This window comes from Endoryza foliicola (assembly GCF_050589245.1).
In the GTDB taxonomy this organism is placed as follows: domain Bacteria; phylum Bacteroidota; class Bacteroidia; order Chitinophagales; family Chitinophagaceae; genus Endoryza; species Endoryza foliicola.
The window spans coordinates 236243-262746 of record NZ_JBOBEW010000005.1; the positions used below are offsets into that span (position 1 = coordinate 236243).

Here is a 26504-nt window from a genome sequence, read left to right on the forward strand (position 1 = left end):
AAAATTTTAATTGTCTTTAGGGGCTGTAAAATATGCTTCAGAACAAAGTACATGCGCAGCCGGAATGTACTCGAAAAAGGACCTGCGGATTATGTCTTCAATTGAATGAAGATAATTAGCGCCAATTTCAGGTGTTTTCGCGGCGAACTTCCAACTTTGAATCTTTAAAAGAGCAATTTTACTGGTCGATACTTGATGATTTTCTTGCATCTTGAACTTTTCTGCCAAATAACCACATTCGTTTTTCGTGTGAATCAAACGAGAATTCATAGGGATTGTTTTCGTGATCAAATTAGGACGATATAATAAACGCCTGTTAGGTAAAAAAATTGCAGTCTTGATCAAAATCAAGTGCTTGCTATAGTGTTTGATAATCAATGCTTTATTCTTTTTTCAATTCGTTAGTCATTCATTATCAATTGCTACAAAAAATCGCTTTTTTTCGATTTTTTTATATCAACCATTAGAAGGGTTTGAAATCAATGTTTCATATTCAGGTCAATTATCGATTCTTTTTGAGTCTTAGTTCTTAATTATCATGCTGTTCAGTCGTTTAAAAGCGCTAACTTGAAAATACTAGAAGTGTTGTTATATGAAATTTAGAATGATTGTTTGCCTTATGATGGTAATTGCAACCGCCAAAAGCCAATTTAGTACCGACAAATACCCGGTTTATGAACAAGGGGATCTTGGGCTTCAATACCAACCAACAGCTTCAGTGCTGAAAGTATGGGCTCCAACGGCTTCGAAGATGGTTTTCCGGCTTTACAAAATGGGTGTTGGAGGTAGTGCTGTGAAGGAAATAAATGGCACAAAAGACCAATGGGGCGTTTATACAGCCTTTGCTGAAGGTAATTGGGAGGGGTATTTTTATTCAGTGCAAGTGCAACATGAAAAGGGGTGGAGTGAAGAGGTACCGGATCCGTATGTAAAATTGGTGGGCGTTAATGGAAAAAGAGGTTTTATTGGTGATTTAAAGCGAACCAATCCCGAAGCTTGGGAATTAGACAAAGGGGTTTCATTAAAGTATAAAACAGATGCAATTGTTTACGAATTGCACGTACGAGATGCCAGTATTGATCCTTCTTCCGGTATCAAGAGGAAGGGAAAATACCTCGGTTTAACGGAGCTAAATACGGTCAACAAACAAGGATATTCAACTGGGTTAAGTCATCTTAAGGAGCTGGGGGTTTCCCATATCCACTTGCTTCCCACCTATGATTATTTCACTGTAGATGAGTCGAAGCCGGAAAGCAAGCAATACAATTGGGGCTATGATCCTCTTAATTATAATGCAACAGAAGGCTCGTATGCTACGAAGGCCGATGATGGATACACGCGCGCCAAGGAGTTCAAACAATTGATTCAAGCTTTTCACAGGCAAAAGCTCAATGTTGTGCTGGATGCAGTTTATAACCATACGATGTTTTTGAAGGAGTCTTCTTTTGAACAATTAGTACCGGGCTATTATTATCGTCAGAATGCTGATGGATCTTTTTCAAATGCTACGGCCTGTGGGAATGAAATTGCAAGTGAACGACCGATGGTTCGAAAATTCATCATAGAATCGGCGCTGTATTGGCTAAAGGAATATCATGTTGATGGATTCCGGTTCGATTTAATGGGAGTACTGGATATAGAAACAATGAATCTATTGTCACAGGAATTGCACAAGATAAATCCTTCTGTATTGATGTACGGGGAAGGATGGACGGCCGGAGCTTCGCCTATTCCTGATAGAGCGCGTGCTTTGAAAAAAAACGTAGCGTCTCTTCAAAATATCGCAGTCTTCAGTGATGATATCCGTGATGGGATCAAGGGAAGTGTGTTTGAGTTAAAAGATGGAGGATTTGCTTCCGGTAAACCCGGAATGGAGGAAAGTATTAAGTTTGGTATTGTAGCTTCTACTTTTCATCCTCAAGTAGATTATACAAAGGTCAACTATGCAAAAGCACCTTATGCTGTTGAGCCTTATCAAACCATTACTTACTGTGAATGTCATGATAATAATGTGCTTTGGGATAAACTGCAGCTAAGCAGACCCGATGCAACTGTTTCTGATCGAATGAATATGCACCGATTGGCACTGGGAATAGTACTTACTTCACAAGGAATTAGTTTCTTGCATGCAGGAACTGAATTTTTAAGAACGAAGAAAGGAGTCGAGAATTCATTCAATTCAGGTGATTCCATCAATGCGATCGATTGGAATTTAAAGTCAATTCACAAATCAACCTTCGATTTCGTAAGTGGACTGGTAAAAATGCGGAAGGCTCACCCGGCATTTCGAATGCATACAGCCGCTCAGATTCAGAAAAATATTCAGTTTCTTACAACCGAGGCCGGAATTGTAGCGTATACCATCCAAGGGAAGGCCGTTGGAGATTCATGGAAGAAAGTGCTTGTGGTTTTTAACGGGTCAAACAGCAACAAAGTACTATCTATGCCGAAGGGGACTTGGTTTGTAAAAATTCAGGCAAATGAAATTAAAAGAAAGACATTGCAAACTAAATCCAGTCTTGAATTAGCACCTCATAGCATGTATCTTTTTTATCAAGAATAAAACAATGGAATGAAGTATCAATGGATTTTTGCAGTGTTGTTAGTTGTCGGTTCAAGTGTATCGGCGCAAACTACAGAAAGAACCGGAGTAAACTCAGATGAACCCGTGGTTCAAGAGATGCAGGGTACTTCAATGTTGTTGCGCGATTGGAGCGAGGGAGTGGTGCGGTTTTCGAGTGGGCGAATCACCAATCAGTTTAAGATCAAATTCGATTGTATTGCTAACAAATTGTTGTTGCAGTTCAATGGCAATTCCTTCTCAACGGAAAGCAAGGTTTCAACCTTCACGTTGTATCCTAATAGCAAGGATAAATCGGACTCGATGTTCTTCAAGAAAAATTTTCCTGCTACCGACATTGCCAACGAAGAAACATTTTATCAGGTGATTTATGCAAATAAAATAATGCTGGTAAAGTTGTGGGCTAAACATATAGTAGATGAGCCACAAATTGCATCAAAAGTGATTTATAGAAGGCTCACCGACGAGCCCAAAGTGTATTTGTTCTATCAACAAAAGATGATTTTACTTCCGGAACCTTTCAAAGAATTTGCTTGGAACCTCCCCTTTAAAAACGATGAAATAATGAACTATGCTACAAAGGAGAAGCTGAAATGGGATAAGAATGCAGACTATTTGAAACTGGCTTTGTTCATTGAATCAATTCTACAATAAAAAAAACTGAATAACATACTGTTTATCTAGGTGTCTACAGCTTTAACGACCCGGTTTAAAGTCGTATATAAAAAACACTTTCTTTTGTGCATAGTCTACTGTATTGTGAGTGAGAATGAATTCTTTTGAACTCACATAGGTTACTTCAAAAGTGTAATTATATACAAAGGGGATTGCTACTGATAAGTTTTTTTGTAATGAATCAAGCCCCCAACCGGTAGATCCAAATGGGCCATACAAGGAAACCAACACATCGCAGGTATTGGTGCTGTCTCTCCGCGTAAAGGAAAGGTCTTTATAAAAATAAAATCCGTCGTCTTTTTCACAATCTTTAAAATAAAGATCGGTTACATCAAATATCTGATTGTCGCCTTGTTCTCCATAATAAAGTTTGTTAATAACCCATGGTCTTCTCGTAATGAGGTCGAAATTCGGTTCTTTGAATTCAATTTCTTTTTGACAAGACCAAAACGTTAGTGACAGGAGCAATGCTGTGCAAAGTACCTTCATATTAGAGTTGTTTCAAAACGATGTTTTTCCATTGAACTTTGATGCCACCACCATCATGTATTTGCAAGGCAATAAAGCCATTTCCTTCACCTATTTTATCATCTTTTAGGTATACCATTTTATGGCCATTTAGCCAAGTGGTGACTTCATTGCCAACTACTCTAATTTTCATGGTATTCCATTTGCCCGTTTTGAGGTACTTTTCATCTTCCGGCTTGGGTTGAATTAACCATCCTCGGCCATACGATTCGTATATCCCTCCTGTATGTTGATCTTTAGGAGCAACTTCAACTTGCCAACCGCTAATTTTTACTCCTTCAATTGAGCTTCTAAAAAACACGCCGCTGTTACCATTGGCCAACTGCTTAAACTTCAAGGTGAGTTCAAAGTTTTTATAAGTAGAAGTGGTAGAAAGATAGCCATAATTGGCATCGGGGCCACTTTCACAAACTAATAAACCTTTTTCTACATACCATTTTTCTGTTCCATTGATTTTCCATCCGGTTAAATCAATACCGTTGAATAAATTAATCTTTTGAGCATGTATAACGGTAGCTGTGGAAAGCAAAAAAATCAATGCAAAAACCTGTTTCATATTCTACTGTTTTTCGAAAGATACGATAAAAAAAGAAGCGATTGTTATTCAATTTAATCGCTTATCTTCCAGTATCTATAAAAGGAAATCTGAAATTATGAGTGGCGCGCCCGAATTGGAACGGAAACTTGGAACATGGGCTTGTATTGCAATAGTTGTGGGTGCGGTTATTGGCAGTAGCATCTTTATGAAACCCGCTACCATGGCGGCTCAATTGGGATCACCGGTTCTCTTGTTGGCGGTATGGGTTGGCGCGGGAATCATTTCGCTTTTTGGTGGAATGATCAATGCAGAAGTAGGTTCTATTCTTCCTCAAACAGGTGGGCAATATGTTTACTTTCGGCATATGTATGGCGACTTCTTCGCTTTCCTCGCAGGGTGGGCAAGTTTCGTTGTTATCAATACGGCTTCAGTTGCAGCTATTGCTTACGTTTTCGCAGAATACACCGGTGTGTTTGTTCACTTACCGCGGTTTTCTGAAGCAACCGAACAGAGTTTTCGCATTGTTATCCCTTTCGTAGGTACCTTGTATCCATTGGCTTTTATTGGAACAAAGTTGCTGGCCATTGCTGTTATTTTGGGTATTACCTTTTTAAATTATTTTAGTGTAAGGGTAGGGGGCAGTTTTCAGATCTTTTTTACTGCATTGAAAGTACTGGTATTATTGATTTTAGTGGCTATAATTTTTACTTCCGGCAAAGGTGATACTGCTCATTTTACAGAACTATCGAAGGGATATCATCTAAAGGGTTGGGCCATGGTTGGAGCGATTATCGCAGCAACCAGTGGAGCTTTGGCCGCTTATGATGGTTGGAACAATTTAGGTATGATGGCTGGTGAAGTGAGAAACCCACAACGAAACATTACCAAGGGGCTTTTGTATGGATTGGGTATTTGTATTGTAATGTACGTGCTTACGAATCAGGCCTACGTATACATGCTTTCGGTTGATCAAATGGCCGCTTCACCCTTGGTTGCGTCCGATTCTTTGTTCCCGGTCATGGGTAAGCATGGCTCTGAGCTTATAGCCTTATTGGTGATGATATCAACCTTGGGAGCAATCAATGGGAACGTGATGCCCTGTGCACGGATCAGTTTTGCTATGGGGCACGAAAAGCACTTTTTTTCTTGGATTGGAAAGGTACATCCCCGTTATAAAACACCCGGTAATGCGCTGTGGTTGCATGCTGTTTGGAGTTCCTTATTTGTTCTTACCGGCAGCTTCGATATGCTAACCGATTTGTTTGTTTTCATCACTTGGATTTTTTACGGATTTGCCGGCTACGGCATTTTTATACTGAGAAGAAAAATGCCTGAAGTGCCGAGAGCCTACAAGGTATGGGGTTTCCCTTATATCCCTCTCATCTTTGTGGCTTTCACTGTTTTATACTTTGTTGTAACAGTGTACAATGACATTCAAAACTACCTAACCGGTAAAACTCCGGTAATCAATTCTGTTTTAGGGTTAATTTTAACATGTTCGGGAATACCTTTGTACTTATATTTAAAGAGAAAAAGCTCTAAAACCAATGTTTCGTAATATGAAAAGATTCTATTTTTTTGCATCGCTGCTTCTTCTTGCCTTTGATGGGTTTGCACAAAATCAACAAATTTTAAGAGACGATCTTAGTGGCAATGTTTACAAAAATGGCGGCTCAAATAGTAATATTGTAGGCAGCCCATTTTTTATGGACGAATGGACGCCCGGTGTTATTTACTTGAAAGATGGAAGCAAGGCCGATAAGTTTCAATTGAAGCTCGACATATTTAGCAATGAATTATTGTTTCTACATCAGAATAAAACCTTGGCTGTAGTGAATCCTGTGAAAGAGTTTGTATTGACTCCGGCAACAGGTATGAGATATTTGTTTCGTTGCGGATTTCTAGCAGTGGAAAGAAATACTGATGCCACCTTTTATCAAGTGTTACAAGATGGTGCTACTGCATTGTTGAAATTAAATAAGAAGAGTTTGGTGGATGTTGCTGAATACAACAAAGCTAGTACCACCAAAGAATACAGCCTCACCGAAACATACTACATTTCCAAACCGGGCGGTTATGCGATCAAAATCAAGAAAGACAGAGCGAGTTTTCTAGAAGCTATCGGCGATACCACCGGGAAATTGAAAGAGTGGTTAGACAAAAATAAAAACCGCTGTAAAACGGAAGAAGAGTTGATGGCTGCTGTAGAGGCTTTCAATAATCTATACTAATCGGTTTTTTCGCTAATCACGTGTAAGTTCTGTAATGATATTTTTATGAAGGGGAAATGCTGCAATCAGTGTTTCCCTTTTTGCTAACTCGAAATCGGCAAAATCGAATCCAGGGGCCACGGTGCAACCTACAAGTGCGTATGCTCCTTCGCCCAGTACACGAGAGCCAAACCAACTATTTGCCGGAATTACCAATTGAAATACTTGTCCTTGTTCTAAATCAGGCCCTAAAAGGTGTTGGTACAAAGTGCCATCCTCTTTGATCTCTATGATCTCAATGGGATCTCCATCATAAAAATGCCACATCTCATCACTCGCTATTTTATGAAGTGCAGAGAATTGATTTTTCTGAAGCAAGAAATAGATACCGGTTGCAGCTGGGCGTGCACCTGAATAGCTGGCCGGTAACTGGTCTTTTGAAAATAACAAAGGGGCACGATACGTTTCTTTGTATGCGCCCCCTTCAATATGAGTTAGTAAGTCTAATTTCTTAATCCAATACTCGGCAGATTTTCTCATTGTTCTATAGTTACCCTTATTTCTTTTCGGCCCCAATACCAGTAATTCAAATCTTTCTTAATTTGAGTAGTATCAGTTGCCTTACATTTCCTGTAAAGGTAAATCTTATAGGTTTCATCAGCTGATTTCTCTAAAAATAAATTCGGGTAATCAATTTTTACTTTTGCAAAATTCGAATCTGCAATGTGCTTTTTCTTAGTAGCCTGTAAAATAAACTTGTATTGCTTTTCAGAAGCGACTGTTGTATCTGGACTGGCAGCCACAGGCGCCGTATTTACAGCGGCACCAGTTGTTGAATTGGTTTGACTTTGTTGAACTGTGTCGGCATTGTTTGCTGTAAGAGCAGCTTGAATAGGAAGGTTGGTAGTATTATTTTCTGCAACATCTAATTTGCTATTCCCTTCCGAACCATTTGAACTATACAACCAATATCCACCTCCTAAAACAATCACTAAAGCAGCGAACGCGCCGGCAAGTAATAGCCCTCTTTTCAACTGAGGCGCTTCTACATTGCTTGTCTTGGGTTTCGTTATTTTTGATGCAGGTTTTAATGTTGCTTTCTTCTCAGCTTGTTTTTCAACAGGCTTTTCGGCCGGAAAAATCTCTACTTTCTCAACACCGTGTAAGCCCGGTATAAAATCCAATGCTCCGGTTTTTGTTTTCAAGATCGTACCGATTCCCTCGAGTAATACCGGTTTGCCAATATTGAGAAGAAGGATCATATCGTTTACATACGATTCAAAATCAGATTCAGCCAGAGGTCTAATTTTACCTGTTTGTTCGCGTATAAATTGAATGGTGGCTTCATCAGTTTGGTTAACACCGCCTGCCTTGAATTGAATTTGAGAAAGGAAGTCTTCAAATTCTTTTTCTTCCGGATCAGGTACTACAACTGCTGCGTCAATTGTAAAAGTGCCAATTTTGGGAATTGCCAACCTTTTGTTTTGATACAAATAATTTGTAAGTAAAGCGGATAATTTCAAGGTATTTGGATTTTGTCTGTTAACAGATAAATCTATAACGTAACAATTCCTTGTTTATTTTTGTAATTGGTCACGAATGCGTAAAAATCATGAAGTTATGTTGAGTAAGAAGGAAGCTGATTTCGTAGAATATTGGGAAAAAAACCGCCTTTTGGAAAAAAAATGGACCCGTCAATGGATTATTGGGTTGCCTGTTGGTTTGATCTTTTCTATCCCCATAATTTTAATTCTCCTGTCGGGTAAATTCTGGTACAATAGGGCAGAAGCAATGGCAAATGCCAAGCTGAACCCCTCTACTTTATTGATTTCCATAGGTTTGATTGTTTGTTTTGTTGCCATTTTCTACAAAAAACACCAGTGGGATATGAAAGAACAGTTGTATTTGGAACTGAAGGCAAAGCAAAAGCGACAGCAAGGCAATCAAGATGCAGCATCTCAGGGTTGAGTCTTGTCTTTTTGTGTATTATATTCGCCAAAAAATTTGAAAATGAGGATCTTAAGTATCGTTTTAGTGGCCGTTTCCGCACTCTTTTTGTCGGGTTGTTTGAAAAGCACAGCAGGTTGTACCTATAAAGTCAACGGTACAGTGGCGTCAAGTTCTGAAGAACAAGCAATTGTTACCTATTTAACAAGCAATGGTCTCACTGCCACCAAGCATAGTAGTAATATGTATTATCAGATTCTGGCTGATGGTACAGGAACAGCCAGCCCATCGCAGTGTTCCGCCATTTTGATCAACTATTCAGGAAAGCTAACTAATGGCACAGTGTTCGATTCTCAAACCAGCCAAGTATTCACTTTGGGAACCTTGATAGAAGGATGGAAAGTAGGCATCCCCTTAATTAAAAAAGGTGGTCAAATTCGACTCTTTATTCCTCCTAGCTTAGGTTATGGTAGCCAAGATATTAAAGACAACAGTGGCAATGTGGTGATCCCTGGAAACTCAATCCTTATTTTCGACATCACTTTAACAGACTTTCAATAATGCAGTTTTAATTGAATGAGTGTTGGTTTATTATTTTTTATCAAAGCTATTGGGTAGGCAATATCTATCCTAAGATTCAAAAATGTAAACAATACGAACAAATGATTAAGTTTGTGCCCTGTTCCACAGGGCATTTTCTTTTACATAAATCTATATTCCTTGCCACACGAAGCTATTTCTGTATTTGATATATTTAAAATTGGTGTAGGCCCTTCCAGCTCTCATACCTTAGGGCCATGGCGTGCAGCTCAGCAATTCGTTACCCGGCTTACTGATCAAAACCGATTAAATCAAGTATCTCATTTGAAAGTGCTGTTATATGGTTCTTTGGCGAAAACCGGTAAAGGACATGGTACCGATGTAGCAGTATTGCTCGGACTCTGTAACGAAGACCCTGTTACGATAGATGTAGACAGTATCGATCCCAAATTTCAATCCATCCATTCCAATCGAGTCCTCCCTTTAAATGGCACTTTGGATTTGTCTTTTGACCCTAAGAAAGATTTAGAATTCTTAATGAATGAATCTTTGCCTTTTCATCCAAATGCACTCAGCTTTTTGGTGACCTTGCACAATGGAGAGGCTTTCTCTGAAACTTTCTATTCAATTGGAGGTGGTTTTGTAGTGAAAGAAGGGGAAACGAATAATGATAAAGAACAAGTAGACTTGCCTTTCCCAATAAATACCTCTGAAGAAGTATTGCATTGGTGTAGAAAAACCGGATTACACATAAGTGATGTGGTATTAGAAAATGAACATGCTTGGCGAGAAGAATCTGCTACTAGAGCGGGTTTAACTAAGATTTGGGAGGTTATGAAAGCCTGCGTCTACAGAGGGTGTCATACCGAAGGCATCTTACCGGGAGGGTTGAATGTGCAGCGCAGAGCAGCGGCCTTGAACAAAAGATTGTTGAAAGATAGATCTTATACCAATTTTGAATCGTGGGTGAAAGCAATACGCGACGGCGGGAATGACTTCAAATACATATTGGATTGGGTTAGTTGTTTTGCTCTATCAGTGAACGAAGAGAATGCATCGTTTGGCAGAGTGGTAACCGCTCCAACCAATGGGGCCGCAGGCGTGATCCCGGCTGTGTTTCTTTACTACTACGTGTTCTGTGAAGGTGCAGACATCAATAAAATACATCAAGCCATGTTAACTGCTTCAGAAGTAGGAAGTATCTTTAAAAAAGGAGCGACTATTTCTGCAGCTATGGGTGGATGTCAGGCTGAAATTGGAGTTTCCAGCGCCATGGCGGCAGCCGGTTTAACCGAAGTGTTAGGTGGGTCGCAACGTCAATGTTTAATGGCCGCCGAAATCGCCATGGAACATCATTTAGGATTAACCTGCGATCCAATTGGGGGGCTGGTTCAGGTGCCCTGCATTGAGCGAAATACGATGGGAGCGATCAAAGCGATAACGGCTACACAACTTGCTTTACAAAGTGCGCCCGATTACGCAAAAGTTTCGCTTGATACAGTTGTAAAAACAATGTGGGATACCGCAAGAGATATGAGTTTTAAATACAAGGAAACCGCTGAAGGAGGATTAGCGGTGCATATTCCTATAAGCCTGCCGGAATGCTAATTCTATTAATAGCGAATAATTAGATACCTCTGTTGAAATGAAAAGCCTTGTGAAATCATCCTAGTGCTTGAATCTGATTGCTTTTCTGTTAAAAAAAGTTAAAGCTTCCTATTTAATCTTTTCTTAATTTCTTTTGTTATGGTTCTCAAGTAATTTTGCAAACCCAAAACCGTTATAGGTGTTGGAAGTAGCAACTTTCTTTGAATTTAACCTAATCAAATGAAAATTAACGCCTTAAGAAGGATACTGAGTATTATTACGTACGAAAAAAGAGAAATTTCGGCTATCTACTTTTATGCAGTATTCAGTGGACTTGTGCAATTGGCACTTCCATTGGGTATTCAGTCCATCATCAGTTTTGTACTCGGAGGAGCCATTTCAACTTCTTTAGTGCTGTTAATTGTATTTGTTGTTACCAGTGTTTTTTTAAACGGTCTTCTTCAAGTGAATCAAATGAAGATCATTGAAAAAATCCAGCAACAACTCTTTGTGCGGTATTCATTTCTGTATTCTCATACCATCCCTACTATTAACTTAAAAGGGGCTCAAAAATATTTCCTACCGGAATTAGTGAATCGTTTTTTTGATACAATCTCCTTACAAAAAGGGTTGGCCAAGCTTTTACTCGACATTCCTGCAGCTAGCATTCAAATTTTATTTGGCTTAATTCTATTGAGTTTCTATCATCCCGTATTCATCATCTTTGGTCTTACCTTGTTAACCATCCTTTATTTGCTATTGCGTTATTCCGGAAACCGTGGCTTGGAGACCAGCATCGAAGAAAGTGACTATAAATATAAAGTTGCAGGCTGGTTGGAAGAATTGGCGCGCGTTGTAACGCTATTCAAGTTTTCAGGATCGAAAACAATGCATATCAAAAAAACGGATGAAGGTGTTTCCGGGTACTTGGAAGCAAGAACCAATCACTTTAAAGTGCTCCTGTTTCAATATTGGTCGCTTATTGGATTCAAAATCATTATTACCGCTTCAATGCTGATAGTCGGTAGTTTTCTTTTGATTGATCAGCAATTGAACATTGGACAATTCATAGCAGCAGAAATCGTGATCCTATCTTTGATGGGCTCCGTAGAGAAATTGATTGGTAACCTCGATCAAGTATACGATGTATTAACCTCTGTTGAAAAACTGGAAAAGTTAAGTGATCTTCAAAAGGAAAGTACAGGTGCCAAGGACCTCGAAGTGCGTTCGCAAGGAATCGCTCTTAAAACAGAGGAACTTAGTTTTAGCTATGATGAAAAGCAACCTATTCTAAACGAAGTATCGTTGAGCGTTCAGCCCGGCGAAAAAGTATCAATCTATGGAAAACTTGGAGCTGGTACCAGCACCCTGTTGAAAGTACTAACAGGGGCTTACCAGCCTTATGAAGGCAAAATTTGGGTCGATCAAATTCCTTTATCACAAATCAATTTGGCATCCTATCGATTCCAAACAGGTATCCAATTCAATTATGATGAACTTTTCAATGGCACCATTCGTGAAAATTTAACCATGGGCCATGAAGACATTCATGACGATGATATCTATGACTTATTAAAAATGGTAGGCTTGGAGAAATTCGTTCGTTCATTACCAATGCAATTGGAATACTCATTAACCACCGGGGCCAAGCACCTTAGTAAGAAAACCATGCAGAAATTAGTATTGGTGCGAGCGTTGATTCACAAACCCCGACTCTTGTTAATGGATGATCCATGGAATGGCTTGAATGATGAGGAGGTAAGGCCAATACAAGAGTACATCCTTAAGTCTATGCCTAACACTACTGCAATCATTGTAACCAATGATGAATGGTTTCAGTCTCAATGCAATCAAATCATAAAACTCTAAACACTCTAGAAAATGGAAGGAATTAGAAAGCAACTTACAGATGCCGGACAGGCAAATGTTGTGAGTTCATTTTCGAAAGTGTACCGCGCGAATCGCGTGAGTAATATTCGAAAATGGTTCTTGGGAATATTAATTGGTATGGGGCTTATTTTGTTGTTGCCATGGACGCAGAACATTCGCACTCGAGGTGATGTTACGGCGCTTCGTCAAGAACAACGCCCGCAAGAATTAAACACCATTATTGCAGGAAGAATCGTGAAATGGAACGTGAAAGAAGGTGATTTTGTGAAAAAAGGAGATACCATTGCCGTGTTGGCCGAGATCAAAGATGACTACTTGGATCCTGCGTTGTTGAATAGAACAGAAGAACAATTAGAATCAAAGAAGACTGCTGTTGAAAGCTATAGAAGCAAGGTTCAAACGGTAGATGCTCAAATCAAAGCATTGGAAAACTCACTGTCGTTGAAAGTAAGTGAGATTCAAAACAAGATCTACCAGCAACGACAAAAGATTACCGCCGATAGTATGGATATGCTGGCTGCACAGAATGACTATAATTTCAAGCAGGTTCAATTCAAACGACAAAAAGCTTTGTATGATTCAGGGCTGGTTTCTTTGCTTCAATTGGAACAACGTAACCAAGCTTTTCAAGATGCACAAGCGAAAAGAACTTCGGCTGAAATCAAATTCGGAAACTCTAAACAGGAAATGATTCGCTTGCAATTAGAGTTGAACGGAGAACAACAACAATATTTGGAGAAAATATCAAAAGCGAGCGGAGATCGTTATCAGTCGCTTTCTCAGATTGCAACAGGTGCAGGTGAAATCGCAAAATTAGAAAATCAATACACAAATTATAATATTCGTAGTGGACAGTATTATATTAAAGCACCACAAGACGGGCAAGTAGTAAGAGCACGCAAAAGTGGATTGAATGAGATCGTGAAAGAAGGGGAGATGTTGGTTGAAATTGTACCTGCAAATCCGCAGCTTGCCGTTGAACTGTATGTAAAACCAGTTGACCTTCCATTGGTAGATACAGGTCAGCGCGTTCGATTCATTTTTGATGGATTTCCGGCAATCGTTTTTAGTGGTTGGCCACAGGCATCCTATGGAACTTTCTCAGGAAAAGTAGTGGTAGTAGAAAATGGATTGAATGACAATGGGCTTTTTCGTGTGTTAGTAGTTGAAGATCCCAATGAAAAGCCTTGGCCCAAGGAATTGAAAATGGGTACAGGCGCTTCCGGGTTTGCATTGTTGAAAGATGTACCTATTTGGTATGAATTGTGGCGAAACATCAATGGATTCCCACCTGAGTATTATAAAACATCCAAAGCCTCTGAAAAGACTAAGAAATAATTCATGAGAAGCAAACTATTCTTTTTATTGGTGTTGTTAAGCGCTCTGCATTGGAAAGCGCAATCTCAATATGATACAATGCCCCGTTTATCGGAGCAGGGTTTTCTTGCGATCGTAAGAGCCTACCATCCGGTTGCCAAGCAAGCTTCCAATAATGTTTTGATAGCGAAAGCAGGGGTAACCATTGCTAGAGGGGGCTTTGATCCCGTTCTTACCGATAATTTTGAACGCAAGCGTTTTGGTGGCGACCTCTACTACAGCTACTACAATCCTGAATTACAAATTCCAACTTGGTACGGAGTGGAGTTGTACACCGGTATTGAAAATATCAATGGCACGAAGCTCAATCCTGAAAGCAGCGTTGGGCAAACTAGCTATTTGGGTGCCAGTGTTCCACTATTGAAAGATTTGGTGATCGACAAAAGAAGAGCAGCGCTTCAACAAGCGAAATTATTTGTGAAACAATCGGAGGCAGAGCAACAGCTTGCTGTCAACGACCTGTTGTTTGATGCCGTTGCAGAATATTGGGAATGGTTGAGGGCATATCAAGTGTTTCAAATTTTCGATGCTTCTGAAAAAGTGAATTTGGCACGATTCGGTTTTGTAAAGCAAGAAGTGTTGCAAGGAAACCGACCTGCAATTGACACGGTGGAGGCCTTAACTCAATTGCAGCAGGTGCAGTTGATGAAAACAGACGCGTATTTGAAATTCCAGAATGAAACCATTGCTTTGTCGGCATATATGTGGAGCCAAACTGGAGAGCCTGTAGCTTTAAATGAAAACATTACTCCCGACGATAAATGGAAGGATCAATGGGTGAGTTTCCAAGCTCCTACCTATGAAGAAGCGCTTACACTTTCTGACAATCATCCTAAGTTGAAATCGTTCGGTTTCAAATTAGACGCGCTGGCTATAGAAAAGAAACTAAAGTTTCAAAGCCTATTGCCCAAGTTCGATGCTAAAATGCAACTATTGAACAAAGGATATAATGTGGTTGACAAAGTGAGTGCCGGGTTTCTAGAGAATAATTACAAATTTGGTTTTCAATTTGTAATGCCTTTACGTTTATCTGAAGCTCGTGGAGCCTATAAGCAAGCTGGATTGAAAATTCAAAATACAGTTTTAGATCAATCACTTACCCAGTTGGGTATCCGAAACAAGGTGAAGACCTATTACAATGAAGTATTTACATTGAAGCAACAGATTGTTCTTTATGAGAATGCGGTTCAGAATTATTATCGATTATTAATTGGTGAACGTCAGAAATACGAAATAGGAGAGAGCACACTCTTTGTACTCAATTCTCGTGAACAGAAATGGTTAGAAGCAAGCCAGAAATTGATTGAGCTAAAAACAAAGTACTACAAGTCGAATGCAGGGCTAGTTTGGGCTGCGGGTGGACTGAAGTAATTAAGAATTAAGAATTAATAATTAAGAATTAGTGCTTCGAGATGAATGAGTACTTTGTGAACGAGGTTATTTTGTAAGAATTTCGTTCTTGTTTTATACAATTAAATAAGTGAGCGAGTTAGACTTTCGCTTATTTACCCTATACGTGTCTCCACCGACTAGTTGCTATGGTGCCCAATTCTTAATTCTTACTTCTTAATTCTTAATTCAAAAGTGGGTTTGCATCTATCGTAGCCAACGGAACATCAGTATAATCTCTAATCTCTTTGTAGAGCGTATCTCGTTCGATGGGTTGACGTCCAACTTGTTTAATCAAGGTTACTAATTCTCCGGTGGTCATTGAAGGTGTTTGCTCTTCCGAACCTGCCATTGAGTAAATTTTGGTTGTATCGTCAATTGTTCCATCAATATCATTAACACCAAATGCCAGGGTCAATTGAGCATTTTTGCGACCGAGCATGGGCCAGTAGGCTTTTAGGTGCGGGAAATTATCCATGTACAAACGAGCGATGGCATACAATTTCAAGTCTTCAATTACACTCACTTCAGGAATATGACTCATCTCATTGTCGTGATTTCTGAACTTAAGAGGAATGAAGGTGTTGAATCCTTTGGTCTCATCCTGTAAGCTTCTTAGTTGATCCATATGGTCTACTCGATCTGCGTAAGATTCAACATGACCGTAAAGCATGGTTGCATTAGAGTGCATGCCTGCATTGTGAGCAGCTTTGTGGATTTCCAACCAGCCTTTGCCGTCTACTTTATCGTCGCAGATCTGTTGTCTTACAGCTGGTGCGAAAATCTCAGCACCACCGCCCGGTAATGAATCTAAGCCGGCTTCCTTCAGCACTTTCATCCCTTCGTCTACAGTCAGTTTCGCTTTTCTGAACATATAGTCGAGTTCCACAGCTGTAAATCCTTTGATGTGCAAATCAGGTCGGTGAGCTTTGATTTGCTTCAAAAGATCTGCGAAGAAGCTTAGTTGCATTTTAGGGTGTACGCCGCCTACAATGTGTACTTCGGTTACAGGTTGACCGTCGTATTTTTTTACAATGTGCATCATTTGATCGATGCTCAATTCCCAACCTTCTTCTTTATGAGCGTATAAACGTGAGTATGAACAAAACTTACATGTGAATACACACACATTGGTAGGTTCAATATGAAAGTTTCTGTTGAAGTATGTTTTATTGCCATGTAGTTTTTCTCTCACAAAATTCGCTAAAGCTCCTACAAAAGGAAGCGACGCTTCTTCAAATAAGAGTACTCCTTCTTCTCGGGAGAGGCGTTCGCCTTTGATTACCTTATTGCCGATTGCTCTCAAGCCGGTGTTCTTTTCGGCTGCTACAATTGCATTAATCGCAGAATGATCCATAGTCTCAAATTTCAGGTGCAAAGTTACAAATAGAAAACGGGTATGTCTACATGATTTTAAACATACCCGCTTACCAAAAGTTTAGTGAATTACGATAAAGCTCCTGCGATACAGCCGCACATTAAACAGGCAATTGTACCTCCCAATAGGGCTTTGACTCCTAATTCTGTTAGATTTTTTCGTTGATTGGGGGCCAATTGACTGATACCGCCAATTTGTATTCCTATTGAGGCAAAATTAGCGAATCCACAAAGGGCATAGGTGGCAATCAATATCGATTTTGGGTCAGCAATTTTTCCCGTCGTTTTCATGTCACCAAACGAAATATAGGCAACGAACTCATTCAAAATGGTTTTCTCGCCCAAAAGCTGCCCCACCATAACCATCTCATTGGAGTTGACCCCAATTAGCCATGCAACCGGCGCGAAAATATAGCCTAGAATCATTTGAAGTGACAAGGAATTGTATCGTCCTCCGGTTAATGAAACTATTTCATCGTTAAAACCAAATCTGTAAGAAATGGTTCCCAATACCCAGTTTCCCATATACATAAGCGCCGTGAACACGATCAACATGGCACCCACATTTACAGCTAGCTTTAAACCGTCTGTGGTACCTAGGGAAATGGCATCCAGGAAATTGTCGCCTAATTTTTCCTTTGGCACTTTTAGTTCCTGCATTACATTTTCTGTTTGCGGGAAGAGTATTTTGGAAACCACAATTGCAGCGGGAGCACTCATGATACTTTGACTCAACATGTGAAGCGCAAAATATTGTTGTTGAACCGGATCGTTTCCACCCAGAAAACCAACATAAGCGGCTAACACACTTCCTGCAGTATTGGCCATACCACCCACCATAATACACATCATTTCAGAGCGGGTAAGTTTGTCGAGAAACGGGCGAATCATTAATGGGGCCTCCGTTTGGCCCAGAAAGATATTCGCCGCAGTGGAAACGCTCTCAGGACCGGAGATGCCAATTTTCTTCAACATCCAGGCAAACACATAAACAACCTTCTGCAAAATTCCCAGGTAATAAAACATAGCCGACAATGCGGCAAAGAAAATGATATTGGGAAGTACTTGAACTCCGAAAATGTAGGCCCAAGAACCGTTAGAATCTGCCAAATTACCAAAAATGAACTCGATTCCTTTGTGGCCGATATTGATCAACTCTACAAATTTGGCACTGAGCCAAGAGAAAACGATTTTGACTACGTTAACTTTCAACACTCCAAGGGCAAAACCAATTTGAGCTGCAATGCCAATTCCAACCAACTTCCAATTAATGGCTCTTCTATTGGTACTAAAAATCCAACAAATAAATATGAGGAAAAACATGCCGAGGGCACCACGCATCAAATTTTCAATAGCAGGGTTCATGCAGTAGTTTTTGGTAATAGTAAGAAAACAGCAATATAAACGAATTTTCAATAAAATCGGGTGTTTTCAGGGGGCTTAACATGTTTTTCTAAGGCCCAATAATCCGTTATTTGTATAGGTGGTTGAAATATCGATACAAAGACTATAAAGGGATTATTCTAACATGAGTAATTATCTGTGACCTCAGATTCTCGAAAACAAAAATCCCGGTCGTTATAGCGACCGGGACCGAGTATTGTAATCCACAACAATCTGTTAAATGTGTTGCTCAATTTTCTTAACGAAATTGCCTTTAGGTTGTGCACCTACTAATTTATCAACTACCTTACCACCTTTGATAAAAAGAATCGCAGGGATTGAGGTAACACCGAAGTCGATTGACAACTTAGGGTTATGGTCAACGTTTACTTTTCCCACATTTACGCGACCATCGTATTCTTTAGATAATTCTTCGATTACGGGACCAATTGCGCGACAAGGACCACACCATTCTGCCCAAAAGTCAACTACTGTTAATTTATCAGAACTGATCACTTTCTCTTGAAAGTTGCCATCTGTGAATTCTAATGCCATAATTAATTGTTTAAAGTATTTAGATCAAATGATTTATACAAAGGAGGACAAATTTAACGCCATTATCGATAACCCGCAAAGCTGGCAGACCGTTGTGCAAAACTTGTCATTTTTCCTGTTAAAACAATCCCAATTGTCAGTTACCTCAAGGATACTCTTACTGACGCTAATATTAAATAGTCTTTGCAAGCTATTAATTACTAATTACTTGCACTTCAAGTTCGGGGCTTTCTTGTAAAAAATGAGCCATTTCTTCGTTCATTTCGAATCCACTTTCCAAACTGTATAAGGTTACTTTCTGTTGCTGTTTGGAATCTTTGATAATAAACTTCAAACCAGACTTTCCTCTAAACTGTTTTATATTCTGATCTAAGAAGTCAACTAGTTTCGGAGTAATGTGTCGAGCTTCCAAGGAAAGAATCAGTTGTTTGGTAAAACTTTGTTTGATACTTTCTAATAGGATGATGCCCGTTACTTTGAATTCAAAATCATCGTCTTTGCCCCATCGGGTTTTGAAATGTCCTAGTAAGAATAGGTTCTTTCCTTTTTCCAGATAGTTCGAATACTTCACGTAATCGTCACTCCACAACATAAATTCACTCTTGCCACTTAAATCTTCCAAAATGAATGAACCAAAATTTCTTCCGGTTTTAGTAACACGGTGCTGCGCATCTGTTACGAGTCCGGCCAGACGAATGGTTTTGCCTGAATTGCCGAGTGTTTTAATGGTGTCTTTCATTTCATTGAAATCACTCATATTGGTTATACCGTAATGTTGGATTTCAAATTTAAAATGATCGAGAGGGTGACCGCTCATGAACATTCCTGTCACTTCTTTTTCATAATTCAACAACTCGGTGAGCGTCCATGGCTCACATACAGCAAGTTTGGGAGCCGGCACTTCCATTACCGATGGCAGATCGCCGAATAAAGTATTTGAGGTTCCAGAACTTAAAGATTGTTGTGTTTGACCCCAGGTAATAATTCGTTCTAATCCGTTTTTTGATTCGCCGGGTGCCAAGTAAAAATATTGTGCTCTGTGAATGTCTTTAAAGCAATCAAATGCCCCGGCATAAACCAAGCTTTCCAATGTCTTTTTATTCACGGTGCGTTGGTTTACTCTCTTGATCATGTCGAATATGGAGGAGAAGGCTCCTTTGCATTCACGTTCTTCAATTAAGGCATCTACTGCGGCTTCGCCTACACCCTTTAATCCACCTAAGCCAAATCGAATATCACCCACTTTATTTACGGCAAATCCTTTTTTAGATTCATTGATATCGGGACCCAGTACATTCAACCCCATCCGCTTGCACTCTTCCATAAAGAAGGTGATTTTTTCAATACTACCGGCGTTGTTCAAAACTGCAGCCATGTATTCGGAAGGGTAGTGGGCTTTTAAATAAGCAGTTTGATACGCAACAAAGGCGTAACATGTTGAGTGCGATTTGTTGAAGGCATATTGAGCGAATGCCTCCCAGTCTGTCCAAATCTTCTCCAGTTTTTCTTTATCGTGTCCTTTCTTACTTGCACCATCAATAAACTGGCTTTTCATTTTGTCGAGTACGGCCTTCTGCTTTTTACCCATTGCCTTACGCAACACGTCGGCATCTCCTTTGCTAAATCCGGCCAAACTTTGCGCAAGCAACATCACCTGCTCTTGATAAACCGTAATTCCGTAAGTCTCTTCTAAGTACTCGGCCATTTCAGGCAAATCATATTGAATGGCTTGCTTTCCATGTTTACGATCAATGAAGTCGGGGATATAGGCCAATGGACCGGGACGGTACAAGGCGTTCATCGCAATCAAATCATCGAACTTATCCGGTTTCAAATCGCGCAGGTATTTCTGCATGCCGGGACTTTCAAACTGGAAGGTACCGATGGTGTCACCTTTTTGATAGATTTGAAAGGTCTTCTCGTCGTCGAGTGGAATATAATCGATGTCTATTTCTTCGCCATGATTTTCTTTGATCATGCGCAAAGCATTCTTAATGATGGTGAGGGTCTTTAAACCCAAGAAGTCCATCTTGATTACACCCGCGTCTTCAATGATACTGCCCTCAATTTGTGTTACCCAAAGCGGTGAATCTTTGGCAATACAAACCGGAATAAGTTCTGTAAGGTCTTTTGGAGCAATGATGATACCTGCAGCATGGATACCGGTGTTACGCACAGAACCTTCCAAACGTTCGGCCTCATGTAAAACCGTTCCTTCTAAGGTTTCTTCCCTTTTATAAATTTCCCTAAGCTTTTTAACCGAGTCGATTTCTTCAGGAGTGAGATTGTATTTTTCTTCTAATGAACCTTCGCCTTCCTTAGTGGTAAGCTTGGCATGCAATACTTTTCCCAATTCTATTCCGGGTTTCTCCGGAACCATCTTCGCCATAGCATTTGATTCTGCTAAAGGCAGATCCATTACACGTGCCACGTCTTTGATACTCATCTTCGCTGCCATCGTACCATAAGTAACGATTTGGGCTACCTGATTTTGACCGTATTTTCCTACTACATAATCGATTACTTTCTGACGGCCTTCATCATCGAAGTCCGTATCGATATCCGGCATTGACTTACGATCAGGATTTAAGAAACGCTCAAAAAGTAGTTTGTACTTAACAGGGTCTATATTAGTGATGCCAATACAATAAGCTACTACGCTACCGGCTGCAGAACCACGCCCCGGCCCAACAAATACTCCCAAGTTTCTTCCGGCTTTGATGAAATCACTTACAATCAAAAAGTACCCGGCAAATCCCATGGTTTTGATGGTGAACAATTCAAAGTCGATCCGCTCTTGAATATCAGGCGTGAGATCTGAGTAGCGCTCCTTCGCACCTAAGTAGGTCAAGTGCTTCAAATATTCCCACTGGTTCAAATTACTATCATCGTGAATCTGGAACTCTTTGGGAAGTGGAAAGGCAGGAAGCAAGATGTCTTTTTTAAGATTCAAGACTTCCACTCGATCCACAATCATATTGGTGTTGTCAATTGCTTCAGGTATGTCCGAAAACAATTGCTGCATTTCTTCAGGCGATTTAAAGTAGAACTGATCGTTGGGGAATTTGAAACGACGGTTTTTTAAGTTCACATCGTCGTTCACAAAATCATCGTAACCGGGCGTACTTTTCTTTTCACCGGTATTGATACAAAGCAAGATATCGTGTGCATTGTAATCGTCCTTATCTGTGTAATGACTGTCATTTGTAGCAATTACGGGCACATTGTATTTCTTCGAAAACTGAAGCAGGGTTTGATTGATGATTTCCTGCTCTTTGATATTGTGGCGCTGAATTTCGATGAAATAGTCTTCTCCAAACAAATCCAACCACCATTTGAATTCTTTTTCAGCTTCGTCGACGCCTTCGTGTAAAATTGTTTGAGGCACATAGGCACCAATACAACAGGTGGTGGCAATCAGTCCCTCATGGTACTTTTCGATCAATTGTTTATCGATACGAGGATATTTGCTATACATACCCTCAATGTACCCAAGTGAAGTAAGTTTGATAAGGTTCTGATAACCTGTTTTATTTTTTGCCAGAAGTACCTGGTGGTAGCGTTCGTCTTTTTGGTCTTTGCTGAATTGTTGACGCGTCCGATCTTTCACCACATAGAATTCGCAACCTACAATTGGCTTTACTTTCAGCGTACCGTCTTCGTTTTTATGTTTATAAGCTTCTGATACAAATTCAAAGGCACCGAACATGTTTCCGTGATCGGTGATGGCCATGGCAGGCATCTGATGCTTTACCGCCTTTTTATACAAACTTTGAATGGATGCAGCCCCATCCAGCAGTGAGAATTGAGTATGACAATGGAGATGCGAAAACTTGGGCATAGTACGAAACGATTGAGCCTGCAAATTTACGACTTCGGGGGGCAAAATAGGGGAGTTTCACAACCGATAGATGGCATAATTTATGCACATGAAGGGAATAAATTTGAATGCATTAACTTTGCAGGGCAATGAATAAGTTGTTGTTGATCATATTGTTAAGCGTATTGGCTAGTTCCTGCTCGTTTTTAAAAAAAACGACCGGAAAGCAAACAGCAGCGGCTGTTTCTAAGCCAGTAGCCGCACCTAAAAAGGAGGCCGGCTCAAAGATCATTGCGCCGCCTGTAGGTTCCGATGCATCAACGGGAATTCCCAACCCAACAGATGAGGTGACCAACGTTCCCAAGATCGCTCCGGAAATGCTCTACGATCTTCAATTCAAATACGCAATTCTGCTCGATATTCCTGTTGAGACCATGCTTAACCACAAATTCATTGAATTCATGGAAGGCTGGTACGGAACGAAATACAAAATGGGTGGACTCGATAAAAGTGGAATCGACTGTTCCGGTTTCGCATTAACCTACATGAGTTATTTCTACAATGTTTCTTTACCACGATCGAGCGTGGAGCAATACCATTTTGCTACTCCCATTTCCAAATCTGAATTAAAAGAAGGCGATCTGGTCTTCTTCAAAATAGCCCGCAAAAAAGAAGTCTCTCACGTGGGCGTGTATCTCACCAATGGCAAATTTGCACACGCTTCTACCAGCAATGGGGTTATCATTAGCGATTTGAATGAGCCCTATTATTTGCAGCATTTTGCGGGGTGCGGAAGAGCCGTGAATAGTAATTAAGAATTAATAATGGAGCAGCCGAGCTCCCTACTCGTGCTACTTTGATTTCGAGTTCCTTTAATTTTTTGGTTTGAGTCCTATTTTTTTAATAGCGGTTTGTAAAACAGGTCGGATATCGGGTGAGATGTTCAACGCAATGGTGCCCGTAACATAGATTACAAGAAAAACCGCACTTCTCAAGCAAATCCACCAAAAACCTTGTTGATCTTTGAATGCATAATAACTCACGAAATACCCTACAAGTCCAAGTAGTATAATGAACAGCGACTTTACATTGAAGGGTTGTAATTCGTATTTTCTATATAGGAAAATAAAACGAATTAAATTGTAGATCGTGAAAGAGATCAAATTTGCAATGGCCGGACCAGTTACACCCAGTTGCTTTGTTAAGAAGTAATTTAATGGAAGTGTGATCAAGATAAGTACAATGCCGGAAAGAAATTCAAATCGCCAATAGATAGACGTGGCAATTATTTGAGCATTTACGCCTGTTCCCATATCAACAATTCGCATCAAACCAATAAACAAGAATACTTGTTGAGAAGCAATGAATTCTTTCTGCAAATGGAAGGTGAATACCCCGTCAATAAAATTGATCCAAATTAGCACGAACATTCCTATTGAGAAGATCATTTGATTGATCGAAGATCGATGATAGATCGTGCTGATTTTCTTCATGTCTTTGTCTTTCCAGGCTTGGGATAGAGCTCCTATTGAAGAAGAGATAATGCCTCTTTGTGGTGCTTGAATTAGGCTGGCAATGTTTTGGGCTAGAGTGTAAATGCCACCTAAGGCCAACCCGTCTTTAAGCACTGAAGCAATAACGATGTTATCGAATGTATTAGAAATCGTATATACGAGAGTGCCACCCCAAACAAAGCTTACTAGCAATAGTATTTTCTTCTTGAAGCGGCGAGTTACATGACTAACTTTAAAATGAAAATGCACATTTCCTGCTTTCCAAAGCAGCAGAAAGAGGGTGATAAATAACAGTATATAAGTAAAAGAATAGATCTTAATAAAGAGGTCGAAATCCTTAATTAAACCAATTCCGAGCAAGACAATGAGTAGTGTTGTGAATAGCCGAAACAACACTTCCCTTAGGAAATTTACAAGCACACTTTTTCCTAAATGCCAACTATAAGCTTCAAACAACAAAAAGAAGGTTAATCCAAATCCAAAGGGGAATACCCATTTGTAATAGGTTACTAAATCAGGAGCATTGGTTCCGAATTTGCGAATCACCAATTCTTTAAAAATCCAACCACCCGAAGCAACCAAAATGAATCCAATAACGCTGATCAATAACGACCAGCTCATCATGTCATTTTTGCTTGGCTCTAAATTGTCTTTGTAATACGGGAAAAATTTATTGACATAGGCAGTCATCCCCAATCCGGCAAAACTAGCCATGATATTGGCGATAGAAATGAATGCGCCTATGAGTCCATATTCGGCTTGTGTAAAGCCACTTCCCTCACGAGTAAATAGATAGGTATTTACAAAGCCCAGCGCAAAGCCAAAATAAACAACAATGGAAGATATGATACTTTGCCGCCGGATCGTACTCATGGTTCAAAGATATTACTTCTTTTATTGAGCTGCTACCGCCGCCGTTTTGATGTAAAAATTGCGATCAATGGTAAGACTGTCAACTCCCGATTGCATTTCAGCCGACTGCCAATTCTCTGTTGGAACAATCCATTTGAATCCGTCTTTTAGCTGCATTTTAATGCGCATACTAAATTTAGGAATTGTATTTGTCCAACGATAAAATACCTTTCCTTCTTTAACATACCATTCCAAGGTTGGAATTTTAGTGGTTCTTAAGTATTGGTTGAATACTGTACTGAAGTCGATTTTGGATTGTTGCGAGAAGTATGCTTCAATATCTTTAGAGTCAACTGTTTTGTGGTACCATTTTTTCTGAATGCCTCTTAAAATGGCTCTGAAAACGGAATCGCTGCCGATCACATTTCGAATGGTATGCAAAAGGTTTCCGCCTTTGTAATACATATCACCACTGCCTTCTTGATTCACGCCAAAATAGCCGATGATGGGAATGTCATTAGAAATCAATTTGCGTGTTCCAATTACATAATCGTTGCCTGCTTCTACACCGTATTCGCTGGTAGTAAACAGTGTTTCTGAATAATTGGTAAAGCCTTCGTGCACCCACATATCAGCAATATCATTGCTGGTTACATTGTTGGCAAACCATTCGTGACCACTTTCATGGATAATAATAAAATCCCATTTCAAACCCCAGCCGGTACCGCTTAAGTCTCTTCCTCTATATCCATTTCCATAGTTGTTTCCATAGGCTACCGCACTTTGATGCTCCATTCCTAAATGTGGCGACTCTACCAATTTATACCCGTCTTCATACCAAGGGTAGGGGCCAAACCAATATTCGAAGCTTTTGAGCATTATTGGAGCTTGTTTAAACTGCTGTTGGGCTCTCTCCAGTTCATAGTCCATAACCCAATAGTCGCAATCTAAATTGCCTTTCTCACCTTTGAATTCTTCATGCCAATGTGCATATTTTCCAATGTATGGGATGATATTATAGTTGTTGATTGGGTTTACTACACTCCAAGAATAAGTAGTGGTTCTATTTGAATTTTTTACGGTAGACTTTAGACGCCCCATGGCAACGGCAACCAAGCTATCGGGTACAGTCATGCGTAAAGTAGCTCCATTGTCTGGTTCATCACTTTGGTGATCCTTGCAAGGATACCATACGCTGGCACCTAGACCTTGACAAGCCACGCTCATCCAGGGTCTGCCTTTTTTGTCTTTGGTGAAAATCCAACCTCCATCCCAAGGTGGCCGTACCGCTACTCTGGGGTTTCCTGAGAAACTGATCTCAATTTTCTCTGATTTGCCGGCAAACAATTTGGATGGGAAGCTAATATGAAAAGCATTGCCCTCTCTGGTATAGTTGAGCTTTTTGCCGTTCCAAAGAATCTGGGTGATGCTCATTGGCTCTTGCAAGTCAATTTGCATCACTTTGAAGGGCTTGATTACATTGAAACTGATGATGTTCTTTCCTTCTATTGTTTTAGCCTCATAATTAGGGGTAACAGAAACATCGTAATAAGTCACATTCCATCCGGTACGCTCGGCGTTTAAACTGCCTCTTAAGGTGTCTTGACGCGTGAATTTTGGCTTTTGATTCAGCGGCTGAGCCTGTATTGAACCAATTGCTGTTAAAACCAAGGCTCCGGCAAAAAAAAGTGACTTCATAAAAGAGATTTGTGTCTGGGTATTGTTTACTTCGCTAAAATAA

At 40.0% G+C, this 26504-nt stretch carries 22 protein-coding genes; 11 read left to right on the forward strand and 11 right to left on the reverse strand.

Annotated features, from left to right (window positions below; genetic code table 11):
* Window positions 1-6 precede the first annotated feature (6 nt).
* Window positions 7-270, reverse strand: coding sequence for a hypothetical protein (locus ACQ2HE_RS13280; protein ID WP_430896081.1), 264 nt, complete (start codon window positions 268-270; stop codon window positions 7-9).
* A 322-nt stretch (window positions 271-592) separates the two neighbouring features.
* Here ACQ2HE_RS13280 and pulA point away from each other — a divergent pair, with 322 nt between their 5' ends.
* Both pulA and ACQ2HE_RS13290 read left to right on the forward strand, forming a co-directional pair.
* On the forward strand, window positions 593-2563 hold the full coding sequence (gene pulA, locus ACQ2HE_RS13285; RefSeq protein ID WP_430896079.1) for a type I pullulanase: 1971 nt from the start codon (window positions 593-595) through the stop codon (window positions 2561-2563).
* A 9-nt stretch (window positions 2564-2572) separates the two neighbouring features.
* Entirely contained in the window at window positions 2573-3235 is a 663-nt protein-coding gene (locus ACQ2HE_RS13290) for a hypothetical protein (protein ID WP_430896077.1), read from the forward strand.
* Window positions 3236-3277: 42 nt separating this feature from the next.
* On the opposite strand, the gene ACQ2HE_RS13295 is transcribed toward ACQ2HE_RS13290, so the two are convergent.
* Window positions 3278-3745, reverse strand: coding sequence for a hypothetical protein (locus ACQ2HE_RS13295; protein ID WP_430896075.1), 468 nt, complete (start codon window positions 3743-3745; stop codon window positions 3278-3280).
* 1 nt (window position 3746) lies between these two features.
* Entirely contained in the window at window positions 3747-4340 is a 594-nt protein-coding gene (locus ACQ2HE_RS13300; protein WP_430896073.1) for a 3-keto-disaccharide hydrolase, read from the reverse strand.
* 97 nt (window positions 4341-4437) lie between these two features.
* Here ACQ2HE_RS13300 and ACQ2HE_RS13305 point away from each other — a divergent pair, with 97 nt between their 5' ends.
* Window positions 4438-5880, forward strand: a complete 1443-nt coding sequence (locus tag ACQ2HE_RS13305; RefSeq protein ID WP_430896072.1) for an APC family permease — start codon at window positions 4438-4440, stop codon at window positions 5878-5880.
* 1 nt (window position 5881) lies between these two features.
* Window positions 5882-6553, forward strand: a complete 672-nt coding sequence (locus ACQ2HE_RS13310; protein WP_430896070.1) for a hypothetical protein — start codon at window positions 5882-5884, stop codon at window positions 6551-6553.
* 12 nt (window positions 6554-6565) lie between these two features.
* Here the strand turns inward: ACQ2HE_RS13310 and ACQ2HE_RS13315 are convergent, their stop codons facing one another.
* Window positions 6566-7072: a cupin domain-containing protein gene (locus tag ACQ2HE_RS13315; protein ID WP_430896068.1), complete on the reverse strand. Its 507-nt coding sequence runs from the start codon at window positions 7070-7072 to the stop codon at window positions 6566-6568.
* Window positions 7069-8007: a hypothetical protein gene (locus ACQ2HE_RS13320; protein WP_430896066.1), complete on the reverse strand. Its 939-nt coding sequence runs from the start codon at window positions 8005-8007 to the stop codon at window positions 7069-7071. The genes ACQ2HE_RS13315 and ACQ2HE_RS13320 overlap by 4 nt, the downstream gene beginning before the upstream one ends.
* A gap of 124 nt (window positions 8008-8131) precedes the next feature.
* Between ACQ2HE_RS13320 and ACQ2HE_RS13325 the strand changes: the two genes are divergently transcribed.
* The 6 genes from ACQ2HE_RS13325 to ACQ2HE_RS13350 all read left to right on the forward strand — a co-directional run bounded on the left by ACQ2HE_RS13325 (window position 8132) and on the right by ACQ2HE_RS13350 (window position 15244).
* Window positions 8132-8500 (forward strand): hypothetical protein, encoded by a 369-nt coding sequence (locus tag ACQ2HE_RS13325; RefSeq protein ID WP_430902458.1) that lies wholly within the window; start codon window positions 8132-8134, stop codon window positions 8498-8500.
* Window positions 8501-8542: 42 nt separating this feature from the next.
* Entirely contained in the window at window positions 8543-9040 is a 498-nt protein-coding gene (locus ACQ2HE_RS13330) for an FKBP-type peptidyl-prolyl cis-trans isomerase (protein WP_430896062.1), read from the forward strand.
* 159 nt (window positions 9041-9199) lie between these two features.
* Window positions 9200-10627 carry an L-serine ammonia-lyase gene (locus tag ACQ2HE_RS13335; protein WP_430896060.1) on the forward strand — a complete coding sequence of 476 codons (1428 nt, stop codon included), beginning with the start codon at window positions 9200-9202 and terminating at the stop codon, window positions 10625-10627.
* 219 nt (window positions 10628-10846) lie between these two features.
* Window positions 10847-12475, forward strand: coding sequence for a peptidase domain-containing ABC transporter (locus tag ACQ2HE_RS13340; RefSeq protein WP_430896058.1), 1629 nt, complete (start codon window positions 10847-10849; stop codon window positions 12473-12475).
* Window positions 12476-12487: 12 nt separating this feature from the next.
* A complete protein-coding gene (locus tag ACQ2HE_RS13345) occupies window positions 12488-13834 on the forward strand; it encodes an HlyD family secretion protein (RefSeq protein WP_430896056.1) in 1347 nt (448 codons plus the stop codon).
* Between the two features lie 3 nt (window positions 13835-13837).
* Window positions 13838-15244: a TolC family protein gene (locus ACQ2HE_RS13350; RefSeq protein WP_430896054.1), complete on the forward strand. Its 1407-nt coding sequence runs from the start codon at window positions 13838-13840 to the stop codon at window positions 15242-15244.
* A gap of 202 nt (window positions 15245-15446) precedes the next feature.
* Here ACQ2HE_RS13350 and mqnE read toward each other — a convergent pair whose 3' ends face one another.
* The 4 genes from mqnE to dnaE form a co-directional block, all read right to left on the reverse strand.
* Window positions 15447-16619 carry an aminofutalosine synthase MqnE gene (gene mqnE, locus ACQ2HE_RS13355; RefSeq protein WP_430896052.1) on the reverse strand — a complete coding sequence of 391 codons (1173 nt, stop codon included), beginning with the start codon at window positions 16617-16619 and terminating at the stop codon, window positions 15447-15449.
* Window positions 16620-16708: 89 nt separating this feature from the next.
* Window positions 16709-18004 carry a NupC/NupG family nucleoside CNT transporter gene (locus ACQ2HE_RS13360; RefSeq protein WP_430896050.1) on the reverse strand — a complete coding sequence of 432 codons (1296 nt, stop codon included), beginning with the start codon at window positions 18002-18004 and terminating at the stop codon, window positions 16709-16711.
* Between the two features lie 255 nt (window positions 18005-18259).
* Window positions 18260-18577: a thioredoxin gene (gene trxA / locus ACQ2HE_RS13365; protein ID WP_430896048.1), complete on the reverse strand. Its 318-nt coding sequence runs from the start codon at window positions 18575-18577 to the stop codon at window positions 18260-18262.
* A gap of 193 nt (window positions 18578-18770) precedes the next feature.
* On the reverse strand, window positions 18771-22418 hold the full coding sequence (dnaE, locus tag ACQ2HE_RS13370; protein ID WP_430896046.1) for a DNA polymerase III subunit alpha: 3648 nt from the start codon (window positions 22416-22418) through the stop codon (window positions 18771-18773).
* A 128-nt stretch (window positions 22419-22546) separates the two neighbouring features.
* Between dnaE and ACQ2HE_RS13375 the strand changes: the two genes are divergently transcribed.
* A complete protein-coding gene (locus ACQ2HE_RS13375; RefSeq protein WP_430896044.1) occupies window positions 22547-23212 on the forward strand; it encodes a C40 family peptidase in 666 nt (221 codons plus the stop codon).
* 57 nt (window positions 23213-23269) lie between these two features.
* Here ACQ2HE_RS13375 and ACQ2HE_RS13380 read toward each other — a convergent pair whose 3' ends face one another.
* Together ACQ2HE_RS13380 and ACQ2HE_RS13385 are read right to left on the reverse strand one after the other, a co-directional pair.
* Window positions 23270-24784 carry a polysaccharide biosynthesis C-terminal domain-containing protein gene (locus tag ACQ2HE_RS13380; protein WP_430896042.1) on the reverse strand — a complete coding sequence of 505 codons (1515 nt, stop codon included), beginning with the start codon at window positions 24782-24784 and terminating at the stop codon, window positions 23270-23272.
* A 21-nt stretch (window positions 24785-24805) separates the two neighbouring features.
* A complete protein-coding gene (locus ACQ2HE_RS13385; protein ID WP_430896040.1) occupies window positions 24806-26461 on the reverse strand; it encodes a M1 family metallopeptidase in 1656 nt (551 codons plus the stop codon).
* Window positions 26462-26504: the final 43 nt, after the last annotated feature.